Origin of the sequence: Malaciobacter pacificus (assembly GCF_004214795.1) — a bacterium.
Lineage (GTDB): Bacteria > Campylobacterota > Campylobacteria > Campylobacterales > Arcobacteraceae > Malaciobacter_A > Malaciobacter_A pacificus.
Genome location: NZ_CP035928.1, coordinates 1,554,702 through 1,578,242 on the forward strand (window position 1 = coordinate 1,554,702; position 23,541 = coordinate 1,578,242).

Here is a 23,541-nt window from a genome sequence, read left to right on the forward strand (position 1 = left end):
ATGATAAGTTCTTTTTGATATACTTCCAAAATTCGAATATGAAAAAATTTTCATTTTTCATTAACCAAAGATTAACTTCTTGTTAATATAATCATTAAAATTTAAAAAAGGACAATTTTTGAAATTAATAAACATGTTTTTTTCTTTTAAAGTAACATTATTATTAATTGTAATACTTGCAGCAGGTGCAGGATATGCTACATTCATTGAAAATGATTTTGGTACATCTTCAGCTAGAGTATTAGTTTATAATAATATATGGTATGAAACTGTATTGGTTTTAACTACTTTAAATTTAATCGGTATTATTTACAAATTTAAAATGTGGAAAAGTAAAGGTAAATTTTTATTCCACTTTTCATTTGTAGTAATTTTAATTGGTGCTGGAATAACTAGATATGCTGGTTATGAAGGAATTATGCAAATCAAAGAAGGTGAGACTTCTAATACTATGATTTCTCTTGAACCTTACTTACAAGTTACAATTGTGGATGGCGATAAATCATATTATCAAGAATATCAAAAAGAGTTCACTGCCCTATTCCCTTCTTTAAATAACTTCTCACATACAATAAATTTTGGTGATAATAAATCTATTGAAATTCATTATGTTGATTATATGTTTGCAAAAAAAGATGCGACTGCTAAAATGGGTCTAACAACTGTAGAAACAGTATATAATGGACAAAAACAACAAGTAAGACTTCCTGGACTTAGGGGTCAGCAAGGAATGCCAAGGGAATTAGATTTTGGTGATATTAAAGTAATGTTAACTTACGGTTCTAAGCTTTTAGATTTACCATTTTCTATTAGATTAAATGACTTCCAATTAGATAGATATCCAGGTAGTATGTCTCCATCTTCATATGCATCAGAAGTTACTGTAATTGAAGAAGATGGAAAATCTTATGATTATAGAATTTTTATGAACAGAACACTATTTGAGGGTAATTTCTTATTCTTCCAAAGTTCTTATTTCCCAGATGAGTCAGGTACTGTATTATCAGTAAATAATGACCCAGGAAAATGGCCAACATATTTAGGATACTTTATCTTAACACTAGGTTTTGTAATTAATTTCTTTGATAAGAAATCAAGATTTTGGAAACTTACTAAATATGTAGGAAGCAAAAATTTAGCATCATTACTTGTTGCTTTAACATTAGGATTTACGGGAACTCAATTAAAAGCTGAAACTGTTACAGACAAAGATCATCAACAAAAAACAGAGAGTATTAAAGAGTATTTAGAAAAATTCAAAAATGAATCAGCACCAACTGCTGAAAAATTCTCAAGATTAGTTACTCAAAGTTTTGGTGGAAGAATGAAACCTGTTTCAACTTTAAATAAAGAAATCATAAAAAAAGTTAGTGGAAAAGATAGCTGGTTTGGATTAAACTCAGACCAAATTATTTTAGGAATGCTAACAAGACCTGATATTTGGGGAGATTTAAAATTAATTAAAATCAAAACTCCAAAACTAAAAAAATTCTTAGGTTTAAATGATAATGAAAAATATATCGCTTTTTCTGAAGTATTTAAAGATGGTAAATATGCTCTTACTCAAGAAGCAGAAAAAGCACTTCAAACGAAACCAATGGAAAGAGGTACTTTTGAAAAAGATATAATTAAAGTTGATGAAAGATTAAATATTATGTATTCAACTTTTAATGCAGGTCTATTTAGTATTTATCCAAAAGTAATTGAAGGTAATATCAAAGATGACAATAACAAATGGTATGCTCCATTAGAAGCTATTTCATCATTTGAAGGTAAAAATCAACAAGCTGTTGATGCAATGACTAGAGGTTTTATAAACTCTGTTATTGATTACAAATGGAATGAAGCAAATAATTTCCTAGATATGATTAAAACTTATCAAGTGAAAGTTGGTAGTGAAATAAATTTAACTGAATCATATATAGATAATGAAATTTTATTTAATAATTTAGATATTTTCTTCAAATTGACTTTGGCATATGTTTTACTTGGATTAGTAATGTTAATATTTTCATTTGCTACAGTATTTAAACCAAGCTTTAAATCTAAAAAACTAACATTTGTTTTCTTCAGTATTTTAGCTATATTATTTGCTATTCAAACATTTGGTATGGGATTTAGATGGATGTTATCAGGTCATGCACCGTGGTCTGACTTATACGAGTCACTGTTATATATTTCATGGTCAGCAATATTTGCTGGAGTAATATTTTTCAGAAAATCATTACTTGCATTAAGTGCTGCTGTTATTGTTGCTGGTATATTTATGTTTACTGCACACCTAACAGGAATTGACCCACAAATTACAAACTTGGTTCCAGTTCTTAAATCATACTGGCTTACTATTCACGTTTCGATATTAACAGCATCATATGGATTCTTTGGTCTAGGTGCAATACTTGGTTTTATGACACTTATCATGTTTATTTTTAGAAAAAATAGACCTCACATTGATGAAAATATCAAAAATATCACAGCAATTAATGAAATTGCATTAATTGTTGGATTAGTGATGCTAACTATTGGTAACTTCCTTGGTGGTGTTTGGGCAAATGAATCTTGGGGAAGATATTGGGGATGGGATCCTAAAGAGACATGGGCTTATGTATCAATCTGTGTTTATGCTTTAGTAATTCACTTAAGATTTGTAAAAGCATTAAATAATCCTTTTGTATTCTCAACAGCATCATTATTGGCATTTAGTTCAATTTTAATGACATACTTTGGAGTTAACTTTTATTTATCAGGTATGCACTCATATGCAACTGGTGACCCAGTTCCAGTTCCAACTTGGGTTTATGTAACAACAGTGATTGTTATATTCACAATTATTTTAGCTTTTAAAAATAGAAACTTAAAAGAAACAATCAACTAACTACCAAAATAAAGGAGCTTTTTAGTTCCTTTATTTATATTAATCTTTATTATTTCCTAAACTTTTAATTTACTTTTGATACAATTAATTTAATTTATATTGGGTAATTATATGTTAAATGAAAAAATATTAGATGTAGTTCGATACACAAAAAATTTTGATATTTTATATATCGAAGATAATATTGAAGTTCAAGATCAAACTTATAAAATGTTAAAGTCATTTTTCAATGATATAACAACTGTAAATAATGGAAAAGAAGCTATAGAATTATTTATCAATAATGAGTTTCATTTAATAATAACTGATTTAGTAATGCCTCAAATTGATGGTATATCATTTATTGAGTTTGTTAGAAAAAGTAATAAAAAGATCCCTATTTTAGTAGTTTCAGCCCATGATGATAAAGATTTCTTTTTAAAAACTATAAATAGTGGAATTGATGGTTATTTATTAAAACCTTACAATTTAGAACAAATCACATCTATGTTAATTAATATTGTTGAAAAGTATAATACTTTAAATGAAAGTAGTTTTATTTATTTAGAAAATGATTTAATATGGGATAAGCAAAACAATAGACTATTAAAAAATAATGAGCCTGTAAAGCTTACAAAAAATGAAACTAAGCTTTTTCAACTATTTATAAATACAAATAGTGAAACAAAAACCTATGAAGAGATTGAAGATTTTATATTTGATAATTGTGATGAAAATACAAAAAAAATTCGAAATCTACTTTCAAGATTAAAATCTAAATTAGGCCATGAGTTATTTGAGACTTTATATTCATATGGCTATTGTATAAAATATAAAAAAGATTAAAAATGCACTTACTTAAACTTATAATTCTTACTTTTTTTGTAATATCTTCATCTTTTTGTAATGAATTAAATCTAACATTAGAAGAGAAAGAGTATCTAAAAAACAATCAACCTATTAAACTTCATAATGAAATGAATTGGCCTCCATATAATTTCAATGAAAATGGTGTACCAAAAGGTTTTAGTATTGATTATATGAATCTTCTTGCAAAAAAAGTTGGTATGGAGATTGAATATATTCATAACAAAACTTGGAATGAGTTTATGGAGATGTTAAAAAATAATGAAATAGATTCAATTATTAATATTTCAAAAAATCAAGAAAGAAGTAAATACTTTAACTTTACTAGCGTTTTTCATACAGCTGCAAATGCTATATATGTGCAAAATGGAAATGAACATATAGATACTTTAAAAAAACTAGAAGGTAAAACTATAGTAATGCCTAAAGGTTTTTTCGCACAACAACTTTTAGCTAAACACTATCCTAATATTAAACAAATTCTTGTAAAAGACTCTTTGGAAGCCCTAAGAATGTTATCTTTAGGTAAAGCAGATGCTACAGTTGGTAAAAAAAATGTTTTAGACTATATAATTTCAAATAGGAATATTTCAGGAGTGATTGCCACTAATTATGTAGATGATAATAGATTAGTTTCATTAGTTAGAATGGCTACAAATAAAGATAATAAACATCTAAATTCTATTTTAGAAAAAGGTCAAAAAGCAATTAGTGATGAAGAAATTTTAACCTTAAAAAGAAAATGGTTTGGATCTAATAACTTAACTTTCGCACGTTAAATTGATTAAAATTGTAGCTAAATCTCCCTAAAACATTACTCCTTTAGTTAATAATCTTATCCTTGTTGACATAAAAATAATTTAGTTGTTTTTCTATGATATTTTTCTATTTTGAACTCTCAATAAAGCCCTTAAATAGGCACTTTTAGCTATAATATCTATTATATTAAAGGGTAAGAATGCAGATAGAATCCAAGATCATCGGTATTATAAACGATAAGTTAAAAAATCCAATCTATGAAACATTACGTTTGTTAAATATGAAAACTATTTTAACCAAGAGCAATTTTTCTAAAAAAGAGGGAGTTGCTGTTCATATGGTTGTATTACATTTTGTATATATGCTGGTTATGAATAAAAAAATATCAACCTTTATGGATCAAAGTAATGATAGTTTCAAAAAAGATGTATATTATCGATTACTTTCCAATACTTCTTATAATTGGAGAAAACTATTATCTCTTAGTTCTTTAAAGATCTTATCACTACTTCATAAAGTGCAAGATTCAAAGCTAGTAAGAGTTCTTATACTTGATGATACTGTTGAAGATAAAGTTGGTAAAAATATAGAGGGAAGTTGTGACAACCTTTGGAGCAATAAAGCAAAGAGAAAAATCAGAGGTGTAAATGTTGTATCACTAAACTATAGTGATGGTTATTCAAATTTTATGTTGGACTTTGCAATTGCTATGAACAGTTATGCAAGGGTAAAGATAGAAGAGTTTACAAATATTATTGATCATCGAACCAATGCACATAAGCGAAGATTGGAAAGCTTAAAAGGGAAATCACAAATTGCTATAGAGATGATTAAAAGAGCAGTAGCTAGTGGTATATATGCAGATTATCTGCTTGTAGATAGCTGGTATTCTAAACCTGTATTTATAGAAACTATGAATGAACTTGGATTGCAAGTCATTTCAAGAATGGTAAACAATGACAGGATATGGAATTTTACAGGAGAGAAAAAGACCCTTGATGGCATCTATAACAAATTTAAAAAGCTTAAATCTATCAAGATGGGTCAATATGGCAAAAAGATAAAGTTTGAGTATTTTTCAACCATAGTTGAACATAAAAAAGCTGGTAAATTAAAAATTGTTTTTATAAAAACAAAAGAGAATTTAATACCAATCGTATCAACCAATCTTATACTTAGTGATGAAGAGATTATAGATATTTATAAAAGACGATGGGATATAGAACAAGGGTATAAAGAACTTCGTGAACACTTTGGATTCGGAAAAGAAGAGAATCGAATCTATGAAGCTTTGATAGCCAGAATTACACTATCTTTTTTTACATACAATGTTGTTAGCTATATAAATCGTATCAGCAATGAACCTAAAACAATTGGTGGATTGTTTAAAGATTTAGAATGTGAACTTCATACTCTAGCAATAGCTATGCAAGCATTTTTAGCTATTTTAGATGAGATTGCAAAAATTGAAGAAGTTGTCAATAGAAATGAGGATTTTACAGCTATCATTGATCTATTAAGAGATGTGACTGGAAAATTGCTTGGTTTTAGGTGCGAAAGTTAAGCTAATAACTTACATGAATTAAATAATATACTTACATATGATGAAAAAATGTATCTAAAAAATAAAAATACAATAAAGATGTGTAATATACCTGATTTAATACCTATTGAGTTTTATGAGGATAATAAAATAAAAGGTATCACTATTGATACTTTAAAATTAGTTGAAAATAGATTAAATACAAAATTTGAATCTATTTTGGTTGAAAATTTTAATGAAGCTATAAAAAATTTGCAAAATGGAACTTGTGATATTATTCCTAGCGTATCAAAATCTGATGAACTTGTAGAGTTTTCCACTTTAACTAGCCCTGTATTAAACTATAAATATGCAATTATTACACAAAAAGGTAAACCTGTTGTTCAAAATATTGAAGAAGTAATTACAAAAACTATGGCCAAAAAATCTACTGATCAATTACTAAAACTTCTTAAATCAAATTATCCTGATATACAAATTAAAGAAACAAAAAGTGATTATGAAACATTAGAAGCTGTAAATAGTGGGAAGGTCTATTTTGCAATTGAAGCACTTCCTATTGCGTCTTATTATATGTCACGTTATGCTTTAAATGATATATTTATTTCAAGATATACAAATATGCCTTTTACAACTAGTATTGCTGTATCAAATAGTGAAAAAAATTTACTAAATATTTTAAACAAAGCACTAAGTACAATTAGTGAAGATGAACATACTAAAATTTTCAATAAATGGACAAATATGCCTATAAAAGAGGAATTTGATTACTCTTTATTATGGAAAGTATTTGGTGTAGTATTTATAATTTTTTTAATATTATCATATAGACAAGTTATTTTAGATAAACATAATCAAAAACTTCAATTAGCTAATAATGAAATTGAAAAAAAGACAAAAGAGTTAGCAAAACAAAAAGAACTATTTGAAAAAATATATAGTAAATCAGCAGATGGTGTTTTACTAATCAAAAATGAAGTTATTGTTGATTGTAATGAAGCTAGTTTAAATATCTTAAATATAACAAAAAAGAAACTACTTAATAAAAGTTTTGAAGATATATCACCTAAAAAACAATCAAATGGTATATACTCAAAAGAGCTATCAAAAATAAGAATCAATGAAGCTTTAAATAAAGGAATATGTAGTTTTGAATGGATTCATCTAGATTCAAATAAAAATAAATCTTGGATAGAAGTAGTTTTAACATCTATTGAAATAGATAACGAACCAGTAATTCATGCTGTAATTAGGGATATAAATAAAAGAAAAAAGATGGAAAGTGATTTAGAGATACTTACTTTAAAGCTGGAAGATAAAATAAAACAAGAAATGAAAAAGAATCAAGAAAAAACTACTCAATTGATTCAACAATCAAGACTTGCTCAAATGGGAGAAATGATTTCTATGATTGCTCATCAATGGAGACAACCTCTAACAGCAATTTCTGCAACAACAAATAATTTACTTTTAAAACAGTTATTAAATAATCCTATCACAAAAGAAGAGTTAAAAAATGAATTAGAATTAATAAATGATTACTCCCAGCATCTTTCATCAACAATTGATGATTTTAGAGATTTTTTTAAAAGAGATAAAGAAAAAGAGATTACTACATTAGAGGATTTAATTGGTAAATCTATTAATATAATAAAAACTTCTTTTGACTCAAAAGATATAATTTTAACTACAAAATTTAAATACAATAAAAGAATAGAGATTTATGCTACAGAAGTTCAACAAGTTATATTAAACTTACTAAAAAATGCAGAAGATATATTAATTGATAAGAATATAACTGAGAAAAGAGTAAAAATATCTACATATGAAGATAATAAATATGCAATAATCGAAGTTAGTGATAATGGAGGGGGAATTGAACCTCAAATTTTAGGAAAAATATTTGATCCATATTTTACGACTAAAAAATCAAAAGAAGGATCAGGCTTAGGTTTATATATGAGTAAAACTATTATAAATGAGCATTGTAATGGTTTACTAAAAGTTGAAAACGCTCATGAAGGAGCAATTTTCAAAATCTATTTACCAAAAAAGGATTTTATTTAATGAACTATGAAAATATAAATGAAATAACACAATTATCTAAAAAATTAAATGTCCTTTTCATAGAAGATAATAACGAGGTTAGAGAACAAATTACAAAATTACTATCTAACTTTTTTCCAAATATTATAACAGCTCATGATGGGGAACAAGGATATAACTATTATGAAGCATTTAAAAGACAAAACTGTAAAAACTTTGATATTTTAATTACTGATTTAAATTTACCTAAAATGGATGGTATTAGTTTATGTAAGAGAGTATTAAAAGATAATCCAAATCAAATTATTATAGTAATATCAGCACATACCGAATCTTCAAAATTAAACAAACTTAAAGAGTTAGGTATATCTAATTTTATACAAAAACCAATTAATTATAATTTTTTTTTAAATACTATAATACAAACAGTTAATAATCTAAAAACTAAGGCTAAATTTTGAAAACTATTATTGAAATATTTAAAACAATTACATCTATACCAAGATGTTCTAGAACACATGAACCTTTTATATCTTACATGGAAAATCTATCAAAAGAGTTAGGATATCTATGCCTAACAGATAAATACAATAACATTCTATGTAAAAAAGAAAACTCTAATGCAAACTTAGTATTTCAATCTCACTATGATATTGTATGTTTAGATGATGGATGTATTCCTACTATTATTCAAGAAGATGAAGATACTTTAAGAGCTGACAATACTACACTTGGTGCAGATAATGGTATTGGTTGTGCATACATGATAAAACTTATGTATGAACAGTATGATGGAGAATTTTTATTTACTAGTGATGAAGAAATAGGTTTAATAGGAGCTAATAATTTAGATATTGAATTAAATGCCAAATATATGTTAAACCTTGATAGTGAAGAAGAAGGTGAGATTTGTATTGGATGTGCTGGAGGAGTTGATATTTTTGGAATTAACTCAAATAAAAAGATTATTCCTAATAATGATAATTTAGACCTTTATGAAATATCAATTTCAAAACTACAAGGTGGACATAGTGGTGTTGATATTGATAAGAATATTCCAAATGGAATAAAACTAGTTGCTCAAGCTATAAAAGAGTGTGGAGGTAAGCTTTTAGATATAAATGGAGGAGAGAGAATAAATTCAATCCCTGTAAACGTAAAAGCAATTATTGCTACAAATACACCCCCTACTTTAACACATGAAAATATGGAAATCAAGAAAATTGATACTAAATCAGAGCATTTAAATATTTGGGATGATGGAATAATAGATTTTATATATGAATTTAATAATGGACTTAGAAGTATGAATACAGAGTTAAATGTAGTTCAAGACTCAATAAATCTAGCGATAATAAAAACTAATTTAGATAATATAAAAATAGAGTTAAGTGCAAGATCTATGGCAAATGAAAATCTAAAAGTTCTAAAAGAAGAAACAATAGAACTACTAGAAAAATATAACTTCACAGTAACAACTGATGGAAAATATCCAGCATGGAAACCAGATATAAATGAATTTACAAACTCTGTACTTAAAATCTATAAAGAATTTAATAAAAATGCATCACTAGAAGCAATTCATGCAGGATTAGAATGTGCTATATTTAAAGATAAATATCCACATATAAAAATAGCTTCAATAGGACCAACTATTAAATTCCCTCACTCTAGAAAAGAGCAAGTTAGTATTAGTTCTGTTGAAAATGTATTCCAAATTGTTAAAAAGATAGCAGAAGAATATAGAAATTAAAATATGAAGCTTATATAAAATATATAAGCTTCAAAAAATTACTTACACTGGGAGTGTTAGAAATTCTGTGTCAATCAGATAAAATAATATCAAGGATTGACAATGAAAGAAGAAACACAATTTGATTTTCTCAAAGAGAGTGCAAGCACAAGAATGAAGCAGTACAACAACTTTTAGCTGGTAAACAAATTAGTGGTAAAGATGGTGTACTTGCTCCTTTAGTAAAACAATTAGTAGAAGCAGCATTAGAAGCTGAAGTAGAATCTCATATTACACAAGATGTTTTATCTGGAAATAGAAATAGAAAAAATGGTAAAACAAGTAAAACTATAAAATCAACAGATGGTACATTTGAATTAAATACTCCAAGAGATAGAGCAGGAACATTTGAACCACAACTTGTAAAGAAAAATCAAACAACAATTAGTGATGAAATTGAAGAAAGAATAAAAACTAAATTTATAACTGCAAGTGATTTAATGATTCAACTTGAAAGTGCTCAATCTCAGAATAAACTTGATAGCTATTTTAAAAGAGTTATTGGAATTGCAAAATTACTTGTAATAGATGAGTTTGGGTATGTAAAATTTAATGGAGCTCAAGCAAATCTATTTTTCCAAATAGTTAATAAAAAATATGAACTTGGTTCAATAATTATAACTTCAAATTTATCATTTACAAAATGGAAGGAGGTACTTAATAATGATGAAGCTTTAACAGCAGCTATTTTAGATAGATTAATTCATCATTCACATTTAATAAATGTTACTGGTGAAAGCTATAGATTAAAGCAAAAAAGGGAAGCTGGATTGTTAGATATTTCTAACAAATAGGTGTTACTAAGTGGTGCACTTTTGCACTGCATATTGGTGCATTTTTGGTTTGCACTTGACATTTGTACAAATATAAAAAATGTAAAAGATAAAATACTATATAAAATTGACGACATAATTATCATTGAAAATTTAAAATATTTAAATCTAGAAGAGTTTAAAGAATATTCGATTGGAAATGAAATTTTTTATATTTCACCAACGTTTACTTTAAGAGATATCGATTTATTTATAAGTATATTGAAAAATACTAATTATACTAATGAAATCTAAACTATATATAATATTATACAAGTGCGATTACTTTAATACTTATCATAAAGAATCACTCAAATAATATATTTCAAATTGTAATATTTTTAATTACATTTTTTAATTAAAATATAATAAAAAATAGTAAATTCTTTTAAAGGCTTTAGATGAATATATTTATGATTTCAGATGCAAGTTATTGTGATAAAACAAAAAAAGCTGGTATTGGAGTTATAGATACGTTTAGTGGGAACAAATATTCAACTACTTTAGAAAATATAAAAAACATACATGAAGCAGAGTTTATTGCTTTAGTTTATAGTGTAAAAATTGCATTAAATAAAGAATATGCAGATGTAGTATTTGTATATGATTGTAAGGGTATTGATATTTCTAATTTAGAACTATATGTAAAATATAAATTCACATCTGCTCAATTTTTATGGTTAACAAGGAATTTTATAAGTGATGCTGATAAATTAGCAAAAAAAGCACTTACATTAGCAAGAAGCTTAAAAGCTTTAAAAATGAATCCTCAAAAACTAAAGAAAAAAAACGATTCTAATATTGTAAAAGTTTTTTCATCATATTCTTATAAAGATATTATAAAAGCTTGTAGTTTTTCAGCAAACGAAATAGAAAAAGAAGCATTAAATATTTTTTTAGGTGGAAAATATGATATATATATAAATTACCGGAATTAAAAAGTAATGATGTTCAATTGTATAGATTTATTTATCATATGCTTCCTCAAAATAAAAGAAATAGATTTTATGCTTTTATTATTGCAATTAATCCCTCAGTACTTTCAAATAAGAAGTTTAGATCCAGACCATCGAATATAGATATAATTAATAGAATAAATTTAGTTATGGAAAGTGTTAAAAAAAGAAAATGCGTTGCTTGACATTTCAGGCCATTATATAGTTTGAAGGAATTGAAGTAAACTCTTTATTAATCACTTCATTTACAGTTTTATAGTTTTTTTCTTCATTTAAATAAGATACTGAAAAATCAGCATATAAAAATTACTAAAAAAATTAAAATATATTTAAAAAATTTAATTAACATTATTTAACTTCTATTTCGAAGATATTCTTTAACTTTTATACCCAATGATACTCTATCTGAAATATCTAATTTAGAAAAAATAGTACTAATATGAGCTTTCACTGTTCTTTCTGTAATATTTAAATATTGAGCAATTAGTTTATTTGTGTGACCTTTAGATACTTCTTTGGCTACTTCTAGTTCTCTTGAAGTTAACTCCTCTAATGAAAAATCCTCATTAACTAAATTTTGATTTAATGTTGAATTTTTTATGATAAAACTCATTAAATCAGGAGAAATCCAGATCTTGCCTAAAGATACAGTTTTAATAACTTCTGCCAAATTCATAGGAGTCATATAGTTATTACCATAAGCTTTTATACCTTTTTTTAAAAGATTAAATCCTTCAATATTATCTAATTTAGAACTAAGACAAACAACTTTATTACTCAACAAATATGAAAGTTCATTTTCTAAATTATCATAATCAAATATAATTATATCTTTTGAATGAAAAGTAAATTTTTTAATTTCAATAATACTATATAAACTTATTACTTCTACTGTGCTATGTATTGCTTTTTTCCATTGTTGATGTAATACTCTATTTATGGAAACTAAAATAATTCTCATTAATTCTCCGTTAAAGCATATTGTTTAGTTTTAATCAATGGTTTTAAAAGATAAGTCATTATTGTTTTTTGTCCCGTTTTTATATCTGCACTTCCTCTCATTCCTGGCATTATTTCAAGAGGTTTTGCATCAGTTCCTAAATAGTTTTTATTTGTTTTAATATAAACTAAATAATATGTATTATTCTCTTTATCTGTTACAGAGTCTGGAGAAATTTTATCTATCTTCCCATCTAAAGAACCGTAAATAGTAAAATCGTATGCAGTAAATTTTAGTGTCACTTTCTGTTCTGGATGTAAAAAAGCGATGTCTTCTGGTTTAATTTTAGCTTCAATTAATAAATTATCATCTTTTGGAACTATCTCTATTAAATCCATAGCAGGTTGTACAGAACCTCCAATAGTATTTACATGCATTTTTTTAATATAACCTGTAACAGGAGAGATTACTAATGTTCTGTTAACTTGATCTTCTAAACCTTGATTTTGTTTTAAAGACTGTTCTATTTTTGCAATTACTTCATTATATTCTTTATGAGCATTATTTTGAAATTCTATTTTTGCTTCTTTATATCTATTTTTATACTCTTTTACTGATGAACTAATTCTAGTAAGTGATAATTTAACCGATTCTAATTCATCTTTAATAGTATTAGCTTCTCTTAAAAGTTTTAGATATTCAACTTTTGAAACTATACCTCTTTTTACCAATGGATCCATAACTTTTTGTTCTTGAATAATCAAATTGAAACTCTGTTCTAAATGTCTAATTCTTGACCTAATTTCATTTTTTTCTTTTTCTTTTTGAGATATTTGCTCATCAAAAACTCTTAGCTTTGAATCAAGTTGAGACAAGTCACTTTTGTACAATTCATACTCTTTTTGATAAATATCATTATTTTTATCAAATAAAAATTCTTTATTATTTGCTTCTGCGTAAAGTCTATTGCTTCTTGCTTTTAAAGATTCTATTTCTAAAATATTCTTCTCATATGTTGAAGAATATTGCTTATTTTTTAATTTTAATAGAACATCACCTTTTTTTACTAAATCACCTTCTTCTACTAAAATATCTGTAATAACTCCACCTTCAAAATTCTGAACTATTTGATTCTGACCATAAGGTATAACTTTACTCTCACCTCGTACAAGTTGATCAATTTTTGCAAAATATGCCCAAATTAAAAAAAAGACAACTAATAAAACAATTATATATAATAGAACTTTTGTACTATTAGGTACTTTCTCTACTAAAGCTTGAGAAACAGAATTAATATAATCATAATCTGAAGTTTTATCTATTTCTTTCATAGCTATTCTTTACTCCTATTTGCCAAAGCATTAATAACATAGTTTTTTTCACCATCTAAAACTATTTTTCCATTATCTACAACTATGATTCGATCCACTAATTCAAGCATAGAACTTTTATGAGTAGTTAATAAAACTGTTTTGTTTTTTATCTCTTCTTTTAGAGCATTAATCAAATTTCTTTCTGTAGTAATATCCATACTGTCTGTTGGTTCATCTAAAAGTAAAACCGAATAATCCCCAACTAAAGCTCGTGCTAAAGAAATTGCTTTCTTTTGACCACCAGATAAAGTATCTCCTCTTTCTCCAACGTATAAATCAAACCCTGAAGGATGTGCATTTACAAAGTCTATAAGTTGTGCTGTTTTAGTTGCTTTAATTAAAACTTCATCGTTTTCATAAGGATATTTATACAAAATATTTTCTTTTAATGTTCCATTAAATAGTAAAGTATCTTGAGATACGTATGCGATATTTTTTCTAACATCTGAAGGTTCTATTTGACTTAGTTCTATTCCATCTAAAATAATTTCACCCTCATTTGATTCATAAAGTTTCATAAGAAGCTTCATAATAGTTGATTTACCAGAACCAATTTTTCCTATAATTGCTACTTTTTCACCTTTTTTAACATTAAAACTTATTGAGTCAAGCACTTTTTTACTTTCATCATAAAAAAAAGAAACATTCTTAAACTCAAAATCTCCTTCAATATATTCTTTATGGATTGCTGCTTTATTTGATTCTCTTTCCACTGGAATATTCATTATATTATCTAACATATTATATGAAGTTTTTGCTTGTTCATAATTACTAATAAGTGAAGCTATTTGCCCAATAGGTGCAACAGCTCTTCCTCCTAAAATTACAGCTGCTATTAAACCTCCTAATGTTAATTCATTCTCACCAATTGCATAAACACCATAAATAACTATAAAAATAGTAGTTAGTTGTACAAAAAAAGCATTTATATTAGTAATTGAAGTAGTTAACATTTTTGTTAAAAGAGATTTTGTTGATATATCAGCAGTACTTTCTTCCCATTTCCATCTTAAATGTCCAGATGAACCTAAACTTTTTAAAGTCTCTAAAGCATTTAAACTTTCAATTAATATACCATTTTTGTAGGATATTGACTCATTTGAAGACTCTATACTTTTCTGTAGTGGGCCTTTTATAAATAATGAATAAAATAAAATTAAACTAATAAATATTATAGGAACAACAACGATACTACCTGAAATATAAAAAATTGCAATTAAAAATAGTATTATAAATGGTAAATCAACTAATACTGCAATAGTAGAACTCGAAAAAAAGTTTTTAATTAACTCAAAGTCTTTAATATTATTTGCAAATGCTCCAATTGATTTAGGTTTATGCTTTAGCTTAATATTTAAAATTTTATCAAAAAGTTTTGAAGAGACAATAATATCAATCTTCTTAGAGCTTATATCAATATAGTAAGCTCTAATAAACTTGGTAACTAGATCAAAAATATAAACTACACAAATACCAATAGCCAAAGCCCATAAAGTTTCTATAGCAAAATTAGGTACTACTCTATCATATACATTCATAACAAAAAAAGGTGTTAGTAAAACAAATATATTAATCAAAATTGAAGCTATAATAACATCTTTGTAAATTGTAATGTTCTTTTTAACAGAACCCCAAAACCAATGTTCATCATTAGCTTTTAAAATATTCGGTTTTATTTCACTTTCAAAATGTTCTTTTTTTAATAAAAACATTTCACCAGTATATAATTCTTTAATCTTTGATAAATCAATCTCTTCTTTTGTTTCATCCATATCAAGGACATGAATAATAGCTTTTTTAGTATCTAAATCAATTTTTTCTAATATACAAGAAGTACTATCTTTTAAAATAATTATTGCTGGTAAATGAAGTTCAGATATATCTGAAAATTTTTTCTTTGTATATTTTGATTTAAAGCCAGACTTTTTTGCTACTGTAATAAATAGTGGTTTATTATTATAAATAGAAAGCATATTAGGTATTTTTTCATTAGGTTTTACAGGAAAACCTTCTATTAAAGTATTGAAACTAATTGACTTATGGTAATATTTTAAAAAATAGTATAAATTATCTAATAAAGAAGCAGATAATTTATTATTATCTAAATTTTTAAACATCAGCTACCTCAATTGTATCTACATATCTTCCCTGTAAATATTTAATCCCTAAATCTTTTAATAAATCAAATTCTTCTTTTGTTTCAACATGTTTTACTATCAATTGTGCACCAATAGTTGAAGTAATATTAATTAGAATACTATCTGTAATTCTATTTTCATTACTTACAATATATGATTTAGATATTTTTATATATTGAGGCTTTAAATCTTTTAAGTAATCTAAATTATCACTGTCAAAAGTAAAACTTTCAATTGCAAATTTATGTTTTGTAGTTTCCAACTGTTTTGTAAAGTATTTAAAATCATCAATATTACTTAATATATCTGCATTAATACACTCAAAATAAAAAGTTATAGGTTTATTAATAAAACTTTTATTTAATTCTTCTATAAGCCATTGAACACTTACTTTATTTGAAATAAAATCAGATGTTAAATTAATTACCGCTTTATCTTCTATTGTAGATTCTTTTTTTGTTTGGAAAATCTTTTTAATAGTTTGTTTTTCTAGTTTTCCTAACCATCCCATAGACCCAACAATAGACCAAAAGTCACCTGGAGAATAAACATTTCCGTCTTTATCCTTAAGTCTAGTGTAATACTCTTTCATATACAAAGTGTTATTTGTAATATTTAAAATATTTTGAGAATGGAAAAATAATCCATCATAATCAAACGCCCATTGAAGTAATTCTATCCATTCTTGTTTCGTAAATTTAATATCATCTTCTAAGTAATTTAGTTTTAAATCATTTTTTTGCATTGCTATTGATAAAGACTGGTCTGTTTTAGACATAACATCTTTTAGTGATGTATTTTGAACATAGTTAGATATACCAACTGCAACTTTTAAATCAAATACTTCATTTAATTTGTTTGTTTTAATATAATCTTGAATATTTTTATAAATATTTTCAAATTTTTTACTAACATCTTCATAATGTGTATTTGGTAGTAATATTGCAATTACACCATCATCAAGTTTACATAAAATAAAATCTTTATTTGATTTAAAGCCATTATCTAATTGTTCAATTATAAATGTTTTAAATGAAAAATAACTTTTAAATCCAACTGTTTTCTTAAAGGAAATTTCATCTTTAATATCAACAAAACCTAATAAACCATGAGAATTTTTAAGATATGAATTTAACTTTAGAAGTAAGTAATTTTTATTACCCAACTTAGTATCACTGTCTTTATATAGAAGTTCGTTATATTTATTTAATGTTTCTACTTCTTTATTAAAAATAGTCTCCATTTTAGAAATAGTTTTATTCATTGCAAGTGCTACATTCTTGAACTCTACAGTATTTGGAAGCTCTTTTTCAATTATAAATTCATTATTATCAATAGCTTTGGCCTGAATACTTAATCTATTTAAAGGTCTTAAAATTTTATTTATAAAGAAATAGAATACTATTAACAATAAAATAGTTGAAAAAAAGAAAATTTTTGCAATTGATTTAAATGTGTTCCACATTTGATTATTAGCATAGTCCTGATGAACTTTTACTTCTAGACTACCAATATTAATCCAACCATTCATAATATTTGAATTAAAGTTTGGTGCATTAATAGCAAAAATATTTGAAAACCATTTAGGTGTTTTTTCTAATTCTCTTGGTGATGAAATTTTTATAACTTCATTATCATCAATATCATAAACAGCAATATACTCATAAAAACCATTATCAATAATTGAATTAATCATCCCTTCCATTGTAGAAGTATCTTTAAAATCAACATCTCTACTTATAGATAATCCTAAAAAAGATGCACTATTCTTTGCATTTGAACCTAATTGATTTTCAATTAAATTTTTATTGTAGCTTAAAATAAACCACAAAAGAACTGTTGACATTAAAACTAAAAAAATAGTAATTAAAATTGTTAACTGCTTATATAAACTCATATTTTTCCTTCATTTATATTTCTTATTAATTTTCTAAACTTTAAACTTTGAGATGCTTTAAATTTACTTTTTTGATTTTTATTTATACCCGCACTTTTTGCTGAAAAACTGTAAATAGGAATTATATCTGGTCTTTTTGTTGCAGGAAGTGCTTTGTAATTAATTGAATCTAATATAATAGGTATTGATTTTTTTGTTTTATAGTATGTTAAAACCATATAAGATATTTTTTTTTGTTTTGATTTAACATAGGTAAAGAATAATTTACTACTATCAATATTTAATTCATTTACTAATGTAAAATATTTAGCAAAAACAAAATCTTCACTATCACCCCTATCTTTTGCTAAAAACTCATATGGTGTTGCCCAATAATCCTTTTTATTCCATATTTTAGAATCAGAATCATATTTTACTTTATTAAAAAAAGCATTAATTACTTTTAATTTTTCAAAATCTGATTTTTTCTTTACGCTATTAATTTTTTCTTTTAAAAGTAGAAATCTATTTGTAGTAAATTTTCCATATTTAGCATTTATCTTTTTTAAAATCGTATTCGTGTACAACTCTTTTGAAACAAGAGTTGTGCATACTATAATAACTATAAAAAATAATACAAATGATTTTTTCATTTATTTTCTACTTTACACCCCATAAATTTTGAACTTCACTTGTATCAAGTTGTTCTTTAGTATCTTTTATTTTTGTATTAAACTGAATTTCATCAACTTCAACACAAGTAATTCCTTGACATCCATATATATTAGTTTCTGTTTTAGCAGAATTATCACATTGATCTTCACAATCTAAAATCTTATCATTATCTTGGTCAACATAAGCTAATAACTTATCTTCTTTATACTCTTCTTTAAACTCATGCCCAAATGATTTATATAGCTCTCCCATTGCATCCAATACTCTATACTTGGCAAAAATTAAATCATACTTATTATGTATAACTTTTATCTTAATATTATTTACCTCGTCTTGAACATCAAGTAAATCAATAAGGGTTCTTCTTCCTAACTGAAACTCTTCATCATAAGCAATTTTTGTTTTTGCAGTTAAGTCTCTATAATCAATTTGATACTTATATTGTTCTTGTATCATTTTATATGCACTCCAAGACAAGCCTAAAGATTCAATAACATCTCTTTTTAATTTATTTTTATGTGCGTACTCATAGTTTAATAAACTTATATATTTTTGTTTTTCAGCTTTATGAGCACCACCACTATATAAATTATAATTTAAAACTAGCATAGCACTTAAATCATCTTCTCTACCAACTGATGAACCAGTTAAATTATTATACCTTGACCCTTGCAATTCTAAATCTAATGTAGGATAATCATTCTTCTGAACGTACTGTAATGATTCTTGAATAGCTTTTATATCATAATTAGCTACTAAAATAGATGGGTTATTGTGAATTGCAATATCGTTAGCATGTTCTAAAGTCTTAGGTAAAGTACCATTAAAAGTTGGAGGAACTAAACTATTCTCATCCACATATCTACCTAATGCTTTATGAAAGTTGAATTTTGCATCAATTAAATTATTAGTTTCCGATACATAATTTGATTTAGATAAAGCTAGTCTACCTTTAACTCTCTCAACTTCACTTAATGTGCTAAACCCTTTTTCATATCTATCTTGGATTTTTAGAAGTGTTTCTTCATGTACTTTCACATTATCTTTTGCAATATTAAGAACTTCATTATATCTTACAACTTTAATATATGATTCAATTGCTCTATACATTTTATCTTGAGCAACTTCTATGTATTTATTAAAAGCAGCTTTTGCTCTTGCTTCATCTCTATTTACTGCAGCTTTTGTTCCAAAACCATTAAATAGATTTTGAACAAGTTTAAGAGTGATTTCAGATGTATCATATCTATCTCTTTCACTACCTTCTTTTTTAGTTTCTTTTATTCCTGTTTTACCTATTAAGTCTATTGTAGGGTAGTTACCAGCATCTGAAATATTTATATCTTCTACAATTGAATTATATTGAAATAACTTTTCTTTAATTTCTGGATCAGTATAAATAATCTCTTTTAGCATATCTTCAAGAGTAAAGGTATTTACTATTAACACCTCTTTATCTTTATTTAAATCTTTTTTATCTATCAGTTCATTTTTATCAAAAGTCTCTGCATTGCTATTGATATAAGCGGTTGGAAAATCATTTTTTAGCTTTGATAAAACTATTTTAGCTTCAGATAGATATTTAAATGGTTCTATTGCTAAAATATGATAGTTTCCTGACGGTCTTACTACAACATTGAAAGGATATTTATCTTTTTCTGCGCTTATTTTCCCATTAATGTCTTTTAATAACAAATCATATTTAGCCTGAGCTTTACTACTATCTTGAAAGCTTTCTAAAACTATTTTTTTATAATTCTCTGCAACTGCTACCTGTCCTAAAATCAAACAACTCAATAAAACTTTTTTTGATAAAAAAACCTCTTTCACCCTCTCTCCCTATAATATTTTTCTAAATAAAAAATTTTTATTATTATAGCATATAAAAGTGAGTAAATAATGAGGAAATTGTAATAATTACATTAATTTATAACTTTTTTACAAAAATAATTTATTATTGAGCCGCTTGCAAATTCCACCATCATAAACTAGTGAATTTGTAAACCTACTAAACTTATCAAGCAGATCTTTTAAACTTTTAATCATTTTACCGCTTTATGAGTCAATTTTAGATAAAAAACTATTATTGGGTGCGTGCTTGATGGTTGAGTTTTAAAAATGGCTAATTTTTAGTGTTTTTAGCTAAAAGTTATGTTACCAGTTTCAAACTCTGATGAATACAAACTGATAAAATACCAAATGCTAAAACAGAAGCTACTTTTGTAGCTCCTTTATAATAAATATTACTGCATCCAAAGTCTTCTTTGAGGTATTTATTGACTCTCTCAACCATACTTCTTTGATTATAGTGATGGGTATCTAAACTTTGAGTAAGGTTTAGAATTTTAAATTTCTTTTTTTCATCTTTTATAAGTTGAATTTTTTCTTTTAACTCTTTGGAGTTCTTCGGATTGATATCAATAAGCGGTCTATGATTTAGTTTTTTGGAAAAATCTCTGATAATATTGCTGTCGTATCCTGCATCTTGTAAGTCATAAAGATATGATACTTTTTTGCTTGTCTCGTTTATAAGAGGAAGTGCTACTGAGCTATCATGAACATTTGCCCCTGAATAAATAGCAGTAATAGGGATATCTCCATCTACTACACTGATATGGAGTTTCCCTCCTATCCATGTTTCAAAGTTGCCTTTGGAATTCTGTTTTCTTCCAACTCCACACTGCGTTGATACCAAAGATAGCATCTGCTTTGTGGTTTTCATATCTTCTTGTTGCTGCAAGATACTGGGTGTTTTAGGCTCTCTTGTTTCACCTTTTTTAGGTCGTCCTCTTCTTTTTGGTTTAAACTTTTCTTTTTCTACTTTTACAGGTTTTTCTCTCAGTGGTATTTTTGTTGCATCACTTGCATTATAAAAAAAGAGTGTATCCCTTAGATACTCCTTCACAAACTGCTCATGCGTCTTTTGTGCAATTTTAAGCTCACTGAGCTCCTTAAAGACTCTACTAAATTTAGACTCACTTGGAATATCGTTTTTATATCTCCACCCACACAAGATCCTCAGCGTTCTATCACTATGAAGTCTATCGATAAGGTCTCTGGTTGTTTGGATATTGTAAACACTCTTTGCAATAAATGCTCGTGCAATCTCTTCTCTATGCTTTGGAGTGTTTGTAATAGATACGACAGTGATATTTTTTTCAATCGCAGCAAAGTCTAATATCTTAATAAGCTTTTGCTCTTTATTTGACAACTCTTCTAATTGAAGCTCTCTTTTCAAAGAAGGAAAAAGTGAATTTTCAAGATTTAAAACCTTAGTCCACATTTTAGATAGACTTGAAGATATTTTTGGTAGAATAATTTCCATAAGTTGAATCGCTCTTCTGTTAAATTTTTGTAGTAAAAAATTATAACTTATCTGAAGTTTGATTCAACTTTTTAAAATTTAAATCAGCTTAAATTACGGGTTGTTTTTTATAATCTGCAAGTGGCTCTATTAAAATAAATTATTTTAAGCTACCAACAAGCAAAGGAAAAAAATTATTGCTTAATTAGCATTTTATAGCCAATACCATATACATTGACTATAATCCCTTTTAATAGCTTCTTTCTTAAGTTTTTAAAGCATCAACTTTGTTAAATTCGTAATCAAACCATATCTCTTCTATAATAGTTTCATATGACAATACTTTACCAATATTTTCAATAAATAATTTCAAAATTTTATTTTCTTGAGGAGTTAAAATACTGATACTTTTTGATTATATAATTCATTAAGTTCAAGATTCCAAATAAAATCATCATCTAAAACCACATATTTTTTCATTTTAGTTTCAAACATTTGTATTTCTTCATTTACAATATTTAAAGCATCTTTTATTTCATTTCTAGTAATAGGTTTTACAAGATATTTTGTTAACTTAAGTTCTGTAGCTTCTAATAAATAATCAACCTCTGAGTGAGCAGTTAAAATAATAGCTCTTGTTGAATGATCAGTCTTTCTTATCTTTTTTAGTAGTTCCAAACCTGTCATTTTAGGTAAATTAATATCTACAATTAAAATATCTGGATTAAGTTTTTTATAAAGGTCATAGGCTTCTATTCCATCTCTTGCTTCATAAACATTTTTATAATATTGACTTAAGTATCTAACATAGTTTTTTCTAATTATATCTTCATCTTCAATGAATAGCATTGAATATAACTTCTTTTCAGTATTCACTTTTCATCTTCCTCTTTTAATGTTATAATAAAATTTGCACTTTGATTTCTATTAACAACTTTAATACTTCCATTCATTGTTTTCTCTAAAAGTTTTCTAGATATATATAGTCCTAAACCTGTACCAACATTTGGATGTTTAGTTGTAAAATAAGGTTCAAATATTTTATCTTTTATTTTCTCATCAATTCCACCTGTATTATCTGAAATACTTATTATACATTCTTTATTTATCTTTGTAACTTCTATCACAACTACACCTTTTTTTATTTTTCTTAAATTAAATGCATCTTTTGCATTATTAAGAACTACTAGTAATACTTGCTGCAAATTATTAGGGAATCCTTTATAAATTATATTTTCTTTATTGTATTTTAATATTAAATCTATATTTTCATATATAAAAGCAGCATCTACTATCTCAATAGATTTTTCAATAGTTTTTATTATATTAAACTTTGTTTTAGTTTTATCAACTGATACAAAATTTTTAAAATCATCAATTGTATGTGACATATATTTTGTCATTGTTTCAATTTCATTTAGTTTTGTATTAACTTCAAGATTATTAAAATTAGATTCACTTAAAATTTCATCTATAACTAAAATCGAAGAATTGATTTGAGATAAAGGTTGTCTCCATTGATGTGCAATATTTTCTAGCATCTGCCCATTGAAACCATTTTATTTTGCTGGAACAATAGCTTATCTTTATCTCTAGATTTTTCTAA

At 25.7% G+C, this 23,541-nt stretch carries 18 protein-coding genes and 1 pseudogene; 9 read left to right on the forward strand and 10 right to left on the reverse strand.

The features are described 5' to 3' along the window. The first annotated feature begins 118 nt into the window (after window positions 1-118). The 9 genes and pseudogenes from ccsA (at window position 119) to APAC_RS07945 (ending at window position 11,611) form a co-directional block, all read left to right on the forward strand. Entirely contained in the window at window positions 119-2,875 is a 2,757-nt protein-coding gene (gene ccsA, locus APAC_RS07900; protein ID WP_130233601.1) for a cytochrome c biogenesis protein CcsA, read from the forward strand. 111 nt (window positions 2,876-2,986) lie between these two features. Continuing rightward, entirely contained in the window at window positions 2,987-3,700 is a 714-nt protein-coding gene (locus APAC_RS07905; RefSeq protein WP_130233602.1) for a response regulator transcription factor, read from the forward strand. 2 nt (window positions 3,701-3,702) lie between these two features. Continuing rightward, on the forward strand, window positions 3,703-4,500 hold the full coding sequence (locus tag APAC_RS07910) for a transporter substrate-binding domain-containing protein (protein ID WP_130233603.1): 798 nt from the start codon (window positions 3,703-3,705) through the stop codon (window positions 4,498-4,500). A gap of 179 nt (window positions 4,501-4,679) precedes the next feature. After that, on the forward strand, window positions 4,680-6,044 hold the full coding sequence (locus APAC_RS07915; RefSeq protein WP_130232179.1) for an IS4 family transposase: 1,365 nt from the start codon (window positions 4,680-4,682) through the stop codon (window positions 6,042-6,044). Window positions 6,045-6,092: 48 nt separating this feature from the next. Next, window positions 6,093-8,090, forward strand: coding sequence for an ATP-binding protein (locus tag APAC_RS07920; RefSeq protein WP_130233604.1), 1,998 nt, complete (start codon window positions 6,093-6,095; stop codon window positions 8,088-8,090). Then, complete coding sequence (locus tag APAC_RS07925) at window positions 8,090-8,530, forward strand: response regulator transcription factor (protein WP_130233605.1); 441 nt, start codon at window positions 8,090-8,092, stop codon at window positions 8,528-8,530. Before APAC_RS07920 ends, APAC_RS07925 begins: the two co-directional genes overlap by 1 nt. Further along, a complete protein-coding gene (locus APAC_RS07930) occupies window positions 8,527-9,822 on the forward strand; it encodes a M20/M25/M40 family metallo-hydrolase (protein WP_130233606.1) in 1,296 nt (431 codons plus the stop codon). Before APAC_RS07925 ends, APAC_RS07930 begins: the two co-directional genes overlap by 4 nt. 152 nt (window positions 9,823-9,974) lie before the next feature. Next, window positions 9,975-10,655: pseudogene (locus tag APAC_RS13450) on the forward strand (ATP-binding protein); the annotation flags it as partial. 419 nt (window positions 10,656-11,074) lie between these two features. Beyond that, on the forward strand, window positions 11,075-11,611 hold the full coding sequence (locus APAC_RS07945; protein ID WP_130233607.1) for a ribonuclease H family protein: 537 nt from the start codon (window positions 11,075-11,077) through the stop codon (window positions 11,609-11,611). A gap of 370 nt (window positions 11,612-11,981) precedes the next feature. Here APAC_RS07945 and APAC_RS07950 read toward each other — a convergent pair whose 3' ends face one another. The 10 genes from APAC_RS07950 to APAC_RS07990 all read right to left on the reverse strand — a co-directional run bounded on the left by APAC_RS07950 (window position 11,982) and on the right by APAC_RS07990 (window position 23,476). Next, window positions 11,982-12,590 carry a response regulator transcription factor gene (locus tag APAC_RS07950; protein ID WP_130233608.1) on the reverse strand — a complete coding sequence of 203 codons (609 nt, stop codon included), beginning with the start codon at window positions 12,588-12,590 and terminating at the stop codon, window positions 11,982-11,984. Continuing rightward, entirely contained in the window at window positions 12,590-13,900 is a 1,311-nt protein-coding gene (locus APAC_RS07955; protein WP_130233609.1) for an HlyD family type I secretion periplasmic adaptor subunit, read from the reverse strand. Before APAC_RS07955 ends, APAC_RS07950 begins: the two co-directional genes overlap by 1 nt. A gap of 2 nt (window positions 13,901-13,902) precedes the next feature. Further along, window positions 13,903-16,059 carry a type I secretion system permease/ATPase gene (locus APAC_RS07960; protein ID WP_130233610.1) on the reverse strand — a complete coding sequence of 719 codons (2,157 nt, stop codon included), beginning with the start codon at window positions 16,057-16,059 and terminating at the stop codon, window positions 13,903-13,905. Continuing rightward, a complete protein-coding gene (locus tag APAC_RS07965) occupies window positions 16,052-17,977 on the reverse strand; it encodes a bifunctional diguanylate cyclase/phosphodiesterase (RefSeq protein ID WP_130233611.1) in 1,926 nt (641 codons plus the stop codon). Before APAC_RS07965 ends, APAC_RS07960 begins: the two co-directional genes overlap by 8 nt. After that, complete coding sequence (locus APAC_RS07970; RefSeq protein ID WP_130233612.1) at window positions 17,974-18,609, reverse strand: transglutaminase-like cysteine peptidase; 636 nt, start codon at window positions 18,607-18,609, stop codon at window positions 17,974-17,976. The genes APAC_RS07965 and APAC_RS07970 overlap by 4 nt, the downstream gene beginning before the upstream one ends. Before the next feature lie 7 nt (window positions 18,610-18,616). Next, window positions 18,617-20,419 carry a TolC family outer membrane protein gene (locus APAC_RS07975; RefSeq protein WP_130233613.1) on the reverse strand — a complete coding sequence of 601 codons (1,803 nt, stop codon included), beginning with the start codon at window positions 20,417-20,419 and terminating at the stop codon, window positions 18,617-18,619. A gap of 361 nt (window positions 20,420-20,780) precedes the next feature. Next, window positions 20,781-21,956: a transposase gene (locus APAC_RS07980; RefSeq protein ID WP_130233614.1), complete on the reverse strand. Its 1,176-nt coding sequence runs from the start codon at window positions 21,954-21,956 to the stop codon at window positions 20,781-20,783. Between the two features lie 244 nt (window positions 21,957-22,200). Further along, a complete protein-coding gene (locus APAC_RS13370) occupies window positions 22,201-22,308 on the reverse strand; it encodes a helix-turn-helix domain-containing protein (protein WP_237673353.1) in 108 nt (35 codons plus the stop codon). 20 nt (window positions 22,309-22,328) lie between these two features. Further along, complete coding sequence (locus APAC_RS07985; RefSeq protein ID WP_228255899.1) at window positions 22,329-22,811, reverse strand: response regulator transcription factor; 483 nt, start codon at window positions 22,809-22,811, stop codon at window positions 22,329-22,331. Further along, window positions 22,808-23,476: a sensor histidine kinase gene (locus tag APAC_RS07990; protein ID WP_130233615.1), complete on the reverse strand. Its 669-nt coding sequence runs from the start codon at window positions 23,474-23,476 to the stop codon at window positions 22,808-22,810. Before APAC_RS07990 ends, APAC_RS07985 begins: the two co-directional genes overlap by 4 nt. Between the last annotated feature and the right edge of the window lie 65 nt (window positions 23,477-23,541).

Coding starts and splice junctions, on each gene's coding strand:
- APAC_RS07905 (WP_130233602.1), top strand. CDS start 2,987: ATGTTAAATGAAAAAATATTAGATGTAGTTCGATACACAAAAAATTTT.
- APAC_RS07910 (WP_130233603.1), top strand. CDS start 3,703: ATGCACTTACTTAAACTTATAATTCTTACTTTTTTTGTAATATCTTCA.
- APAC_RS07915 (WP_130232179.1), top strand. CDS start 4,680: ATGCAGATAGAATCCAAGATCATCGGTATTATAAACGATAAGTTAAAA.
- APAC_RS07920 (WP_130233604.1), top strand. CDS start 6,093: ATGTATCTAAAAAATAAAAATACAATAAAGATGTGTAATATACCTGAT.
- APAC_RS07925 (WP_130233605.1), top strand. CDS start 8,090: ATGAACTATGAAAATATAAATGAAATAACACAATTATCTAAAAAATTA.
- APAC_RS07945 (WP_130233607.1), top strand. CDS start 11,075: ATGAATATATTTATGATTTCAGATGCAAGTTATTGTGATAAAACAAAA.
- APAC_RS07950 (WP_130233608.1), bottom strand. CDS start 12,590: ATGAGAATTATTTTAGTTTCCATAAATAGAGTATTACATCAACAATGG.
- APAC_RS07955 (WP_130233609.1), bottom strand. CDS start 13,900: ATGAAAGAAATAGATAAAACTTCAGATTATGATTATATTAATTCTGTT.
- APAC_RS07960 (WP_130233610.1), bottom strand. CDS start 16,059: ATGTTTAAAAATTTAGATAATAATAAATTATCTGCTTCTTTATTAGAT.
- APAC_RS07965 (WP_130233611.1), bottom strand. CDS start 17,977: ATGAGTTTATATAAGCAGTTAACAATTTTAATTACTATTTTTTTAGTT.
- APAC_RS07970 (WP_130233612.1), bottom strand. CDS start 18,609: ATGAAAAAATCATTTGTATTATTTTTTATAGTTATTATAGTATGCACA.
- APAC_RS07980 (WP_130233614.1), bottom strand. CDS start 21,956: ATGGAAATTATTCTACCAAAAATATCTTCAAGTCTATCTAAAATGTGG.
- APAC_RS07990 (WP_130233615.1), bottom strand. CDS start 23,476: ATGCTAGAAAATATTGCACATCAATGGAGACAACCTTTATCTCAAATC.